General features: G+C 68.1%; 12 protein-coding genes and 1 tRNA gene. 7 read left to right on the top strand and 6 right to left on the bottom strand.

Annotation, left to right across the window (positions count from 1 at the left end):
* Nucleotides 1-94: 94 nt before the first annotated feature.
* Together radA and AC1D1W_RS00650 are read right to left on the bottom strand one after the other, a co-directional pair.
* On the bottom strand, nucleotides 95-1,468 hold the full coding sequence (gene radA / locus AC1D1W_RS00655; protein WP_223914678.1) for a DNA repair protein RadA: 1,374 nt from the start codon (nucleotides 1,466-1,468) through the stop codon (nucleotides 95-97).
* Nucleotides 1,469-1,547: 79 nt separating this feature from the next.
* Nucleotides 1,548-2,675, bottom strand: a complete 1,128-nt coding sequence (locus AC1D1W_RS00650) for an FUSC family protein (RefSeq protein ID WP_028276614.1) — start codon at nucleotides 2,673-2,675, stop codon at nucleotides 1,548-1,550.
* Between the two features lie 275 nt (nucleotides 2,676-2,950).
* Between AC1D1W_RS00650 and pstS the strand changes: the two genes are divergently transcribed.
* The 4 genes from pstS (at nucleotide 2,951) to pstB (ending at nucleotide 7,151) form a co-directional block, all read left to right on the top strand.
* Entirely contained in the window at nucleotides 2,951-4,072 is a 1,122-nt protein-coding gene (pstS, locus tag AC1D1W_RS00645; protein ID WP_028276613.1) for a phosphate ABC transporter substrate-binding protein PstS, read from the top strand.
* Between the two features lie 210 nt (nucleotides 4,073-4,282).
* Complete coding sequence (pstC, locus tag AC1D1W_RS00640; RefSeq protein ID WP_243178331.1) at nucleotides 4,283-5,215, top strand: phosphate ABC transporter permease subunit PstC; 933 nt, start codon at nucleotides 4,283-4,285, stop codon at nucleotides 5,213-5,215.
* Nucleotides 5,216-6,325: a phosphate ABC transporter permease PstA gene (gene pstA / locus AC1D1W_RS00635; RefSeq protein WP_459383616.1), complete on the top strand. Its 1,110-nt coding sequence runs from the start codon at nucleotides 5,216-5,218 to the stop codon at nucleotides 6,323-6,325.
* 46 nt (nucleotides 6,326-6,371) lie between these two features.
* Nucleotides 6,372-7,151 carry a phosphate ABC transporter ATP-binding protein PstB gene (gene pstB / locus AC1D1W_RS00630; protein WP_018774898.1) on the top strand — a complete coding sequence of 260 codons (780 nt, stop codon included), beginning with the start codon at nucleotides 6,372-6,374 and terminating at the stop codon, nucleotides 7,149-7,151.
* 8 nt (nucleotides 7,152-7,159) lie between these two features.
* Here the strand turns inward: pstB and AC1D1W_RS00625 are convergent, their stop codons facing one another.
* From AC1D1W_RS00625 to AC1D1W_RS00615, 3 genes are all read right to left on the bottom strand, one after another.
* A complete protein-coding gene (locus AC1D1W_RS00625) occupies nucleotides 7,160-8,176 on the bottom strand; it encodes an inorganic phosphate transporter (RefSeq protein WP_459383617.1) in 1,017 nt (338 codons plus the stop codon).
* Between the two features lies 1 nt (nucleotide 8,177).
* A complete protein-coding gene (locus tag AC1D1W_RS00620; protein ID WP_028276610.1) occupies nucleotides 8,178-8,795 on the bottom strand; it encodes a DUF47 domain-containing protein in 618 nt (205 codons plus the stop codon).
* Nucleotides 8,796-9,177: 382 nt separating this feature from the next.
* Entirely contained in the window at nucleotides 9,178-9,831 is a 654-nt protein-coding gene (locus AC1D1W_RS00615) for a hypothetical protein (RefSeq protein WP_018774895.1), read from the bottom strand.
* Nucleotides 9,832-10,033: 202 nt separating this feature from the next.
* On the opposite strand from AC1D1W_RS00615, the gene AC1D1W_RS00610 reads away from it, so the two are divergent.
* The 3 genes from AC1D1W_RS00610 to AC1D1W_RS00600 all read left to right on the top strand — a co-directional run bounded on the left by AC1D1W_RS00610 (nucleotide 10,034) and on the right by AC1D1W_RS00600 (nucleotide 11,206).
* Nucleotides 10,034-10,106, top strand: a tRNA-Lys gene (locus tag AC1D1W_RS00610).
* A 193-nt stretch (nucleotides 10,107-10,299) separates the two neighbouring features.
* Nucleotides 10,300-10,794: a MarR family winged helix-turn-helix transcriptional regulator gene (locus AC1D1W_RS00605; protein WP_476942684.1), complete on the top strand. Its 495-nt coding sequence runs from the start codon at nucleotides 10,300-10,302 to the stop codon at nucleotides 10,792-10,794.
* 64 nt (nucleotides 10,795-10,858) lie between these two features.
* The gene (locus AC1D1W_RS00600) at nucleotides 10,859-11,206 is read left to right on the top strand and encodes a hypothetical protein (protein WP_476942683.1); all 348 of its coding nucleotides are present in this window, start codon (nucleotides 10,859-10,861) and stop codon (nucleotides 11,204-11,206) included.
* A 66-nt stretch (nucleotides 11,207-11,272) separates the two neighbouring features.
* Here the strand turns inward: AC1D1W_RS00600 and AC1D1W_RS00595 are convergent, their stop codons facing one another.
* Nucleotides 11,273-12,373, bottom strand: a complete 1,101-nt coding sequence (locus AC1D1W_RS00595; RefSeq protein WP_476942682.1) for a lactonase family protein — start codon at nucleotides 12,371-12,373, stop codon at nucleotides 11,273-11,275.
* Nucleotides 12,374-12,427: the final 54 nt, after the last annotated feature.

Genomic DNA, 12,427 nt, shown 5'->3' with positions numbered 1-12,427 from the left:
CTTTGGCAAGAGGGCATTTCCAGCCTCAGCGGACCTCTGGCAACTCGCATCGTCCCCAGGTCCCAGACCACCGGGGCGCCCGGCTTCCGCGGCGTCAGCTGATCAGCAGTCCCAGGGCCTCGGCCAGGTGGCCGACCTCGCGGACCGAGAAGCCCGCCGGAACCGGTCCGTGCCCGTTGGGGCTGGCCGGTACCACGGCATGGGTGAAGCCGAGCCGGTGCGCCTCCTGGATGCGCTGGTTGATGCCGGGCACCGGGCGGACTTCGCCCGCCAGGCCCACCTCGCCGAAGGCTATGAGCCGCTGGGGGAGCGGCTTCCTGGCCTTGGCCGAAGCCACCGCCAGGGCCACGGCGAGGTCCGTGGCGGGTTCGCTGAGCTTGACCCCGCCGACCGTTGCCACGTACGAGTCGTCCTTGTTCAGCAGGCAGCCGGCGCGCTGCTGCAGGACGGCCAGCAGCATCGCGACGCGCGAGCTGTCGAGCCCGCTGGTGGCGCGGCGGGGCTGGGAGCTGGCACTCTCGGCGAGCAGCGCCTGCACCTCGGCCAGCAGCGGCCGGCGGCCCTCCAGCGTGACCGTGATGCAGGTTCCCGAAACGGGCTCCTTGGTCCGGGAGACGAACAGCCCACTGGGATCGGCGAGGCCCTCGATGCCGTCCTCGTTCAGATCGAAGCAGCCGACGTCATCGGTGGGTCCGTAGCGGTTCTTGACCGCGCGCAGCAGCCGCAGCCGCGAGTGCCGTTCGCCTTCGAACTGGCAGACGACGTCCACGAGGTGTTCCAGCAGCCGGGGCCCGGCGATGGAGCCGTCCTTGGTCACGTGCCCGACCAGCAGCGTGGTCATGTTGCGGCGCTTGGCCGCGGCGATCAGGGACGCCGCCACCTCGCGCACCTGGGACACGCCGCCGGCGCTGCCCTCGACGTCGGCGCTGCTGAGGGTCTGCACGGAGTCCACCACCAGCAGGCGTGGCTCCAGCTTCTCCACCTGCCCCAGGGCCTGACCCAGGTCAGTTTCGGCAGACAGGTACAGGGATTCGGCGACGGCGTCGATCCGGTCCGCGCGGAGCTTGACCTGGGCCGCGGATTCCTCGCCGGTGATGTAGAGGACGTCCTGCGCCGTGCGGGCGAACTTGGCCGCAACGTCCAGCAGCAGCGTCGACTTGCCCACCCCGGGCTCGCCCGCCAGCAGGATCACGGCGCCTGGCACCAGCCCGCCGCCGAGCACACGGTCGAGTTCATCCACGCCGGTGGGCAGGAACGCGGCGGTAGTGGCGTCGACGTCGGCGATCCGGCGGGCCGGTTCCAGGACCGTCGTGGCCGCCGTCGTCCGGGCGACGGCGGTGCCGGTCTCCTCCACGCTGCCCCACGCCTGGCACTCGCCGCAGCGGCCCACCCACTTGGCCGTCGTCCAGCCGCATTCGGCGCATTTATAGCCGGGCGCCTTCGGCCCCCGGGAAGTCTTCGTAGCCATTGGTCCACACTATCGGGGGCCAGCGACAACAAGTGCGCCGGCGGCGGGGTCAGCAGGCCCGTGCCCCCAGCTGCAGCAGCTACAGCGGGGGCAGGATGTCCCGGGCTTCCTTGGAATCCAGCCCGGCGGCCTCGAGCAGGTCCACCATGAGCGGGCGGAACAACATGACCACCGTTTCGCCCTCCAGCCGCTGGACGTCCAGTATCCGCGGATGCAGCCGGCCTGCGATCTCCCGCAGCTCCGAGCGTGCTGTCCGCAGGTGGGCGCGGCGGGCGCCGTCGTGGACTTCCGCCAGGCCGAGCGAGAGCTCGTCGACGGCGGCGGCCGTCTCCTGCAGGACCTCGGCGATGTTCTGGGTGGCCTCGTCCGAGAGCGCCGCATGGTTGATGGCGCTGGTCAGTCGGCGCGCAAAGACCCGGCTGTTGCGCAGCGCGAGATCGATGTAGTCCAGCGACTGCTCCATCTGGTCCAGTTCGTCCCGGTGCCGCCGGTAGGCTGGGGCCAAGGTTGCCACTTCGCCGGAGGCACGCAGCGACTGGCGCATGGCGTCGACGAGCGGCTGGCAGTTCCGGCCCCGGATGAGGGCGTGCCAGGCCTGGGTGGAATCGCTGTAGCTCAGCGCCGAGGCGCATTCCCGCAGCACCTCGGCGAGCTCGTGCAGGAGCTTCTTGACGTCGCTGCGGGGTTCACGCCGCGGATCCTTGGGAACGAGGACGGTCATCAGCAGCGCGAACACTCCGCCCACCACGGCGTCGATGCTGCGGGTGAACGGGCCCCCGATCGGTGCGGGCAGGAGCACCACGAGCACCGACTGCAGGCCCAGTTGCGTCGTGAAAATCGTCCCGCTGTCCAGGAACCTGGCCAGCAGGATGGAGAAAAGGAGCACGACGGCGGCCTGCCAGATTCCGGAGCCCAGCCAGTGCAGCAGCAGGTCTCCGACCACGATTCCGAGTGTGCAGCCCAAGCCCACCTCGATGACGCGGCGCAGCCGGGGGTCGCGGGAAAAACCGAGCGCAATAAGGGATGACGTGGCCGCAAACAACGGCCCGCTGTGACCCAGGACGTATTCTGCGAAAGCGTAAGCGCCCACGGCGCAAGTGGTCATCTGGATGGCCGGGCCCAGGGAGTTCCGGCTCCGGACAAAGCCGGTGCGGACCCGGCCGCGCAGGAATCGTGCGCTTGCGGAGAGTCCAGTCGCGGAGGCCATGCCCTCCAGTCTATTTGCTGCGCCGGGACGGCCGGCACGGCAGGACACGGCACGGGCCGCGGGCACTGTGCGGCTGATACGACTGTGACGCACAGAACACAATGGCGGCCCGGCATATGTAAGCCAATAGTCCCGCGTCGTTCACCGGCCGTTCACTTTGGTCCGCAATTCTCTTCACCTGGGCCACTTACGGTCGGTAAAGGTACAAACCCGTACGCATCCCTGCGGGCCTTCTCCGGGCCCGGCACTCACAGCCCTGGAAGGGGTACAACTCAGTGAAGGCTCTCCGCTTCGGCCGCAACGCGGCTATCGCTGTAATCGCCGTCGGCGCACTTGCGCTGACCGCCTGCGGTTCGGACAACGCAACCAACACGGCCCAGACCGCCGCGCCGTCCGCCTCGGGTCCCGCGGTCACCGGCACCCTGACCGGCATCGGTTCTTCCGCCCAGGGCGCAGCCATGGATGTCTGGAAGACCAACTTCGCTACCGCGAACCAGGGCGCAACTGTGCAGTACTCCCCGGACGGTTCCGGCGCCGGACGCAAGGCGATCCTCGACGGCTCGGCCCAGTTCGCCGGCTCCGATGCCTACCTCAAGGATGACGAACTCGCCAGCTCCAAGGAAAAGTGTGGTCCCGACGGGGCCATTGACATTCCGGTCTACATTTCCCCGATCGCCGTCGCCTTCAACGTCCCTGGCATCACGGACCTGAAGCTCGACGCCGCCACCGTCGCAAAGATCTTCCGCGGCGAGGTCGCCAACTGGAATGACCCCGCCATCGCGGCCATGAACCCGGGCGTCCAGCTTCCGGACCTCAAGGTCACCCCGGTGAACCGCTCCGATGACTCGGGCACCACCACCAACTTCACCGACTACCTGTCCGCCGTAGCCCCCACCGTGTGGACCGACAAGGCAGCCGGCGTCTGGCCCGCCAGCCTGAAGGGCGAGAACGCCAAGGGCACCTCCGGCGTCGTCAAGACTGTCACCGACACCCCCGGCGCCGTGACCTACGCCGACGACTCCGCTGTCAGCGGCAAGCTCGGCACCGCGCAGATCAAGGTCGGCGACTCCTTCACGAAGATCTCCGCCGAGGCAGCTTCCAAGGCAGTCGACCAGGGCAAGCCGGTCGAGGGCCGCAACGCCAACGACCTCGCCATCAAGCTGGACCGCACCACCACGGCCGCGGGCGCCTACCCGATCGTCCTGGTGTCCTACCACATCGTCTGCACCACCTACGACACGCAGGCCACCGCTGACCTGGTCAAGGCCTTCGTCAAGTACGCCGCCTCCGACGCGGGCCAGCAGGCCGCCGCCGACGCCGCCAAGTCGGCGCCGCTGTCCAAGACCCTCCAGGACAAGGCAATGGCTGCCGTCGACTCCGTCAAGGCCAAGGCCTAGGAATACGCTGCGCCGCGAGGCGAAGTGGAAAAGGGCATAGTGGAAACACGGGCCTGATCAAGGTTCCCTGCATCATGGCGGCCGTCACCGGCGGCCGCCATGGAGCAGGGAACTGACGCGTTTGTTCCATACATCAAGATTTGCCGGGCACCGGCCGCGGAGGCCTCCGCACCCGGCGCCCGGATCCCATCCAAACCGAAGGACCGTGAAGTGACCACCACCTCCCTGACCAAGTCCCGGGGCGCAGGCCACGCCGGTGACAAAGTCTTTTCCGCAGCCACCTTGGCAGCAGGGTGTTTGATCCTCGTCGTGCTCTTCGGCGTGGCACTGTTTCTCGTGATCCAGGCGCTCCCCGCCCTCGTGGCTCCGGCGGACAAGATCCAGGGCGGCGAAGGATTCTTCACCTACATCTGGCCGCTCGTCATCGGCACCCTCATCGCCTCGGTGATCGCTCTCGTGATCGCGACGCCGATCGCGATCGGCGTCGCGCTGTTCATTTCGCACTTCGCGCCGCGCCAGCTCGCCTCCGGCCTGGGTTACGTGATTGACCTCCTCGCCGCCATCCCGTCCGTGGTCTACGGCGCCTGGGGCGTCGCGTTCCTGGCCAAGGAAATCTCGCCGTCGTACAACTGGCTGGCCGAGAACATGGGCTGGCTGCCGATCTTCCAGGGCCCCGCCTCCGCCACCGGCAAGACCATCCTGACGGCCGGAATCGTGCTCGCCGTCATGGTCCTGCCGATCATCACCTCCCTGACCCGCGAAATCTTCCTGCAGACCCCCAAGCTGCACGAAGAGGCCGCGCTGGCGCTCGGGGCCACCCGCTGGGAGATGATCCGGATGACCGTGCTGCCGTTCGGCCGGCCGGGAATCATCAGCGCCGTGATGCTGGGACTGGGCCGGGCCCTCGGCGAGACCATGGCCGTCGCGCTGGTGCTGTCCTCCGGAGCCCTGACCGCCAGCCTGATCCAGACCGGCAACCAGACCATCGCCGCCGAAATCGCCCTGAACTTCCCCGAGGCCAGCGGGATCAAGGTCAACACGCTGATCGCCGCGGGCCTGGTGCTGTTCGTCATTACCCTCGGAGTAAACATGATTGCCCGGGGAATCATCAGCCGGCACAAAGAATTCTCGGGAGCCAACTAAATGACCTCCACCCTGACTCCGGTACGCAAGCGCTCGGCGCTGACCAGGGGCCAACTGCCCAAGGCCGCGCCGTACATCGTCCTGGCCGTTGCCTTGATCCTCGGCGCGGCGATCCTCGCGCTGATCGGCTTCAATGCCTTCGGCTGGGGCATCGTCTCCGCCATCCTCTTCGCCGCCGGCCTGGTGGGCTGGAGCCTTGTTGTGGAAGGCGCCCGCAAAGCCAAGGACAAGCTGGCCACCTGCCTGGTTGTGGGGGCCTTCCTGGTTGCCCTGCTGCCCCTGTTCTCGGTGATCTGGACCGTACTGATCAATGGGCTCCCCGGGCTCCTGGATCCCGGTTTCCTCACCACCTCCATGAACGGGGTCACCGGCGCCTTCGACAACAAGACGGTGGAGGAAGGCGCCCCCCTGCTGGGCGGCATCTACCACGCGCTCATGGGCACCTTGCTGATCACGGTGCTCGCCACCCTCATCTCGGTCCCCGTGGGCCTGCTGACCGCGATCTACCTCGTGGAATACGGCGAGGACCGCGCACTGGCCCGGGCCATCACCTTCTTCGTGGACGTCATGACCGGCATTCCCTCGATTGTCGCAGGCCTGTTCGCCGCCGCCGCGTTCTTCGCGGTGGTCGGCCCGGGCACCAAGACCGGCGCCGTCGCCGCCGTCGCACTGTCGGTGCTGATGATCCCGGTGGTGGTCCGCTCCAGCGAGGAAATGCTCAAGATCGTGCCCAACGAACTCCGCGAGGCCGCCTACGCCCTCGGCGTCCGCAAGTGGCGGACCATCCTCAAGGTGGTCCTCCCGACGGCGATCTCCGGCATCGCGTCCGGCATCACCCTGGCGATCGCCCGCGTGATCGGCGAAACCGCGCCGATTCTGGTCACCGCCGGATTCGCGACCACCATCAACACCAACGTGTTCAGCGGCTGGATGGCCTCCCTGCCGACCTTCATCTACACCCAGATCCTGAACCCCACCTCGCCGTCGAACCCGGATCCGTCCTCCCAGCGGGCCTGGGGCGCGGCCCTGGTACTCATCATCCTGGTGATGCTGCTCAACCTCGGCGCCCGCCTGATTGCCCGCATCTTCGCCCCCAAGACAGGCCGCTAGGCCATCCGCGCCCGCCGCCCCTACCTCCAGCAAGTGAAGGAACACCATGTCTAAGCGCATCGACGTCAAGGACCTGAACGTCTACTACAGCAAATTCCTGGCCGTCGAAGGCGTCAACATCAACATCGACGCCAAGTCCGTCACGGCCTTCATCGGCCCCTCGGGTTGCGGCAAGTCCACCTTCCTGCGCACCCTGAACCGCATGCACGAGGTCATTCCCGGCGCGAGGGTTGAAGGCGAAGTGCTGCTGGACGGGGACAACCTGTACGGCCCCGGCGTCGACCCGGTCACCGTCCGGTCCCAGATCGGCATGGTGTTCCAGCGCCCCAACCCGTTCCCCACCATGTCCATCCGGGACAACGTGCTGGCCGGCGTGAAGCTGAACAACACGAAGATCTCCAAGGGCGAGGCCGATGTCCTGGTGGAGCGGTCCCTGCAGGGGGCCAACCTGTGGAACGAGGTCAAGGACCGCCTGGCCAAGCCCGGCTCCGGGCTGTCCGGCGGCCAGCAGCAGCGCCTGTGCATTGCGCGCGCGATTGCCGTTGAACCCCAGGTGATCCTCATGGACGAGCCCTGCTCCGCCCTGGACCCGATCTCGACGCTGGCCATTGAGGACCTCATCAACGAGCTCAAGGACCAGTACACGGTGGTGATCGTGACGCACAACATGCAGCAGGCGGCCCGCGTGTCGGACAAGACGGCCTTCTTCAACATTGCCGGCACCGGCAAGCCGGGCAAGCTGATCGAGTTCGGCGACACCCCCACGATCTTCAGCAACCCGACCGAGAAGGCCACCGAGGACTACGTCTCCGGCCGCTTCGGATAACCAGGCTGCTACAGGCCGGCCACCGTCGAGAGCGCCAACTGCAGGACGAACGCGGCGGCAGCGGTGACAACCGGGGTCGCTACCCAGAACACCAGGATGCGGATCACCAGCCGCCGGTCGGTGCCCGGGAAACACTGGTTGGCGCCGGCGCCAAGGGTTGCCGCCGTCACCGTGTGCGTCGTGGAGACGGGCCAGTGCAGCCCGATCGCGCCCACCAACAGCATCACCGCACTGTACATCTGCGCGACGAATCCGCGCAGGGGATCGACCCGGGTCAGCCGGTAGCCGATGGTGTAGGAAATCCGCCACCCGCCCGCGAGGGTTCCCGCCGACAGCAAGACGGCCGTCAGCAGGGCCACCCACACCGGCACTGAACCGCCGTCGGAGAGCCCGGCCGCCAGCAGCGCCAGGATCACCACCGCGCTGGTGCGTTGGCCGTCCTGCAGCCCGTGCCCGAAGGCGACGGCGCCCGCGGCAATGGCCTGGGCCCGCCGGGAGCGGGTGTTGACGACATTGGGCGGCGTGTACCGGGCCGCCCAGCCCGCGGGCCAGACCAGCAGGAACGACCCCGCATAGGCGATCACCGGTGAGATCAGCAGCGGGAGCACCACCTGGGACAGGAGCGAGGCGTCAACGCCCATGACGGGGTTTCCGCCGACGGCGACGCTGGCGACCCCCGCCCCGGCGAGCCCGCCGACCAGGGCATGGGTGGAGGACGAGGGGATGCCGCGCCACCACAAGTAGACGCCCCAGAGGATGGCACTCAGCAGCGCGGCCAGCAGAATCGTCAGGCCGTTTGTGCCCGGCGGCAGCGACAGCCACGCCTGGCTGACGGCCAGAGCCAGGGCGGCGCTCAGCCCGGCACCGATGAAGTTGAACAGGCTGGCCAGAATCACCGCCACTGTTGGGGTCAGCGCGCGCGTCCGCACGGCCAGCGCCACCGACGAGGACGCGTCCCTGAACCCGTTGAGGAATGCAAAGGCCCCGGCGCAGAGCAGCACCAGGGCAAGGAAGAAGAGCACCACGTCAGGATTCCTTGACGATGATGCTGCCCACCTGGGTGGCGATCCGGCGCATGTCCTTCGTGACTTCCACGAGCTGGTTCGCGACATCGCGGTTGCGCGCGTACTGCATGGCCTTCATCTCGTGGAGCATGTCCGCGACCCAGACCCGGTGCGTGCGCTCGGCACGCTTGGCCAGGCGCAGGATCTCGATCCAGTAGTCCTCGAGGTCGTCCAGATTGTTCAGCCGCCGCATCGCATCGACCGTTAGTTCGGCCTGGCGGCTGATGATCTCCAGCTGGTCGGCGGCCCGTCTGGGCAGCCGTTCGAGCTTGTAAAGGGAGACGAGCTCGGCGGCGGCGTCGAGCTTCTCCATGGCCTCGTTGAGGAACCGGGACAGCGTGTACATGTCCTCGCGCGGCAGCGGGTTCACGAAGCTGGTGCGCATGTGGGTCAGGAGGGCAAAGTGCAGCTCCGCGGATTTGGCCTCGTGGTTGTGCATGTCCTCCACCAGCCGGGCATGCTCGCTGGCCGGGGCGCCGAGGATCTCGGAGAGCGTTCCGGTCCCCAGCACGATCTGGCGCGCCATCTGGGAGAGCAGGTTCAGTCCGGCGGACTCCTGGGGGAACAGGCGCAGCTTCACGTGGTGTCACCGGTCTTCCGGGAGGGGGTTCGCGGGTGGAGTCGGCCGGCCGTGTGACTTGACGGTGACCAGTGCATACGCATCACTTTACCGTCCGCGGCGGGTCCGGCCCGGCCCGACGCGGCGTGTGACGGCGCAGGTGAAAACCGGGCGAACATCAGGGTAAGAAGGCATGAAAATGGTGCCGAACCGGATACGCCTCTCGGCGGTAGGCCGCTCTAGGCGGCTAAATGTTGAAGCCCGGGGGTTTCGCGGTTCGGCACCGCTTTTAGTTTTCTACGTAGGTTCATGCAAGTCAACATTGACAGCCTGCCCGAGCCGTGCGTGTCCTGGGTGCTGCGGGCCCGTCATCCGGCGCCTGCCGCCCGGCCCGGCTGGCCCCTCAGTCCAGTTCGCCCAGCCGCCACGCGTTGGCGGCGTGCTCGAGGTCCTCGGCCGTCTTGACGAGCAGATGCGAGTTGCGGGTGAGTTTGCTGGCGTGGTTTTCGTTGCTGTGCTCGGCGTTGTCCGCAAGCGTTGCCTGACCCAGGGCCACCACGCGGCAGAACGCTGCGGAGCGTTCCAGGGCGACGTCGAATTCGCCGTCGAACGCCCCGGAGAGGATGGCGTCCGCCATGGATTTCATCTCATCGGCGCCGGGCGGTTCGGCCGCGCCGGCGACCACATGCGAAACCTGGGCCGTGTCCTTGCCCGCCTTGAAGTAGACGGAGATCCGCTCGGGATCCTGGATGGTGGCGGCCCGCAAGGCGTACAGGCGCCACAGCGCGCCGGGGAGGGACCGGGCGGGGCTTTCGGCCCACATTTCGGCGATTGCTTCCAGGCCCTGCTCATCGGCGAGTTTGACGAGCCGTTTGGTGACCTTAGGATCGTCGCTGTCCCGGCCGCGGCGCACGAGAGCCTGCGCGGCCAGATGGGCCGCCTCCGAGACGCGGGCAGGATCGGCCCCTCCGGCGAAAGGCTCAAAGTCGATCGGTGCGAAGGGTTTCGGCTTGTGGTGCCGCGGGCCGGGGGCGCTTGATCCTGCTTGCTCGCTCATGCCCCCACGCTACTCCAGTGCCGCAAGGGAATCGAGGATCGGTGCGCGCTGCTGCCATAGACGCAGGGGGCCGACGACGCCGGTGCGGCCAACGTGAAAAAAGCTGGCCCGGGTCTGGGGTACAGTGTTAACGTCCAGAAATGGACTGGGCCGAAACGCGCTGCAGCAGCGGATTTATCCGCTGGTTCGGGGCTCTCGGCTGGGGCCTTTAGCTCAGTTGGTAGAGCATCGGACTTTTAATCCGTGGGTCGTGGGTTCGATCCCCACAGGGCCCACTCTTTTAGCGAAGAGTGGAAAAACCCCGGTTTCCTGGCAACAGGAAGCCGGGGTTTTTTTGTGCCCGCCACCGGGGTCCTGTCCTGGCGGGCCGGGGCCCCAGCCCCCAGGGCTCCGGGGCCCTGGAGCCCTGTGGCTGCAACCACCCGGATTGTACGGCTGGCTAGTTACCAGTTCCGCTAGGCTTGGCGGATGGACTCCCACGGCGCCTCCGGATACTGGTATGGCCCCGATGACAGCCTGGATCCTCCGGCGGCGATCCTGCAGGCCCTCCGCGACTATCGGATCTCGGAGGTGGCGACGAGGCGGTCCACCCGCGATTCGATGGGGATGGGTGAGACGGACCTGCTGGCTTTGCGCTACCTGCTGCGGGCCAACGCGACAGGCGAACGGGTTGGTCCGAAGGATCTCAGCCGCGTCCTGGGCATCACCACCGCTTCCACAACGTCCCTGATCGACCGGCTGGTAGCAAGCGGGCACGTCCGGCGGGAGCCGCACCCGACGGACCGTCGCTCCCTTGTGATCGTGCCGACGGTGGCGACGGACTCCGAAGTCCGCGCCACGCTTGGACACATGCACCGGCGCATGATGGAGGTGGCAGAGTCCATGAGCGCGGAGGACGCCCGCGTGGTCATCACTTTCCTCCGCCGGATGAGCGCGGCCATCGGCGCCGAGCGGCATAACTAGCTCGTTTAACTAGTTATATGTATGCTTACTACTTGTTTTTTAGATCTCAACGAGAGTAGGCGCCGTGGCTGAATCCGCAACCCTGACCGGGGACCCCGCGACAGAGCTCCCGCCCGGTGCCCCGCTGCACTGCGGCGCACCCATGCAGTGGACCTCGCCGGAGCCGGCGATGCCCTCCTACTCGTTCGGGCCCGCGGACCCGTCGCTCGATCTCCCGGCCCTGTGGCGCTGTCCGTGTGGCTTCCAGCTCGACGGCGGTATTCAGCTGGGGGACGGACTCCACTTCGCCGACGGGTTCCAGGCGGAGAGCGTGTTTCAGCCGGAGAGCGGGTACCGGTTGGGCGGGATCCAGCTGGATGGTGGCGAACAGGGCGCCGATCAGGCTGCTGTGGAGCTTGCCGCGGCCTGCTGACCCAGCCGCCCGCTTCTCACCCGGCTGCTCTTCACCGCAGCACCGCGTCAGCCGGGAACCGGCTCCTCACCCCCGGTGCACCGGCCGCGGCCGGGCCGGCACCAGCGCGGTGGGGGAGGCCACCTGCAGCCGGTCCGCAGGGATACCCGGCAACCCTGATGCCGCGTCCAGAGAAAAGGTCACGACGTCGCCGGAGCGTTCGTGGGCGACGTGCAGCAAACCGTCGCGGATCAGGTGGTGCCGGGGCCAGTTGCCGCCGCTGGGGACGTCGGCCACCGGACGCAGCGCCGCGCCCCCGGCCTCCACCTCCAGCACGCAGATCCGGTTCGAACCGCGGACGCCCACATAGGCGTACCTGCCGTCGGCCGCCAACGCGATCTCTGCCGCCGAATCATCCGGCTGCGCCCCGCCGGCGGTGGCGGGCCCGACGAAAGCGAGCCGGAAGTCCCCGGAGTCCGGCGACAACCCGGCCACAGCCACCTCGATTGAATACTCGGTCACCACAAAGACGTGGCCGCCCGGATGTTGGACCAGGTGCCGGGGGCCGCTGTCCCGAGGCAGGACCACCTCGTGGTCCAGGACCGGGCCCAGAGCCCGCTCCGGTCCGGAGCCGACGCTCCAGATCCGCAGCAGGTCGTGGCCGAGGTCGGTGGTCATCACCCTGCCGTCGGCCAGCATGAGTGCCGCGTGAGCGCGGCTCGGCCGTTTTTCCCGTTCGCCGGGGCCGCCGCCGGGAGCCTCGCCGTACGGGTCTCGCGATTCGACGCCGGCCGTCCGGTCAACGATGCCGCCGTCGGCGTCGAGCTCATAGAACAGCACCTGGCCGTCGCCCCAGCAGCAGACAACGAGGAAACGGCCGGAAGGCTCGACGGCGACATGGCAGGCCGCGTCACCGGCCGGCCACGCCGGGCCCGCGGGCTCCAGGCCAAACGCGCCGGCCCGGCGGTAGGCCCGGACGGTCCGGGCCTGCTCGGCCACGGCATAGAGCACGGGGAGAGAAGGGTGGACCGCCAGGAAGGACGGCGAGTCGGCCGGCGCCGCAACACCCAGCCACCGCATTGTGCCGTCCGCCGCCGCGGCAACCGCGCCGATCCCCGTGCCGCGGCCGCCGGAATCTGCCGTGTAGGAGCCGGTCCAGACGAGATCGTGTGCAGGCAGGGAGTCCATGCTGCCATCCTGCCAGCCGCCGCCGCCAAGGCATCCTAAGCAGGCATCCCAAGC

Source organism: Arthrobacter sp. P1_B4, assembly GCF_056406555.1.
This window is presented reverse-complemented; position numbering and strand designations above follow the sequence as displayed.

Bases quoted from the DNA above. Each gene is read 5' to 3' on its own strand.
- radA (WP_223914678.1), bottom strand. From the start codon at position 1,468: ATGGCTACGAAGACTTCCCGGGGGCCGAAGGCGCCCGGCTATAAATGC.
- AC1D1W_RS00650 (WP_028276614.1), bottom strand. From the start codon at position 2,675: ATGGCCTCCGCGACTGGACTCTCCGCAAGCGCACGATTCCTGCGCGGC.
- pstA (WP_459383616.1), top strand. From the start codon at position 5,216: ATGACCTCCACCCTGACTCCGGTACGCAAGCGCTCGGCGCTGACCAGG.
- pstB (WP_018774898.1), top strand. From the start codon at position 6,372: ATGTCTAAGCGCATCGACGTCAAGGACCTGAACGTCTACTACAGCAAA.
- AC1D1W_RS00615 (WP_018774895.1), bottom strand. From the start codon at position 9,831: ATGAGCGAGCAAGCAGGATCAAGCGCCCCCGGCCCGCGGCACCACAAG.
- AC1D1W_RS00605 (WP_476942684.1), top strand. From the start codon at position 10,300: ATGGACTCCCACGGCGCCTCCGGATACTGGTATGGCCCCGATGACAGC.
- AC1D1W_RS00595 (WP_476942682.1), bottom strand. From the start codon at position 12,373: ATGGACTCCCTGCCTGCACACGATCTCGTCTGGACCGGCTCCTACACG.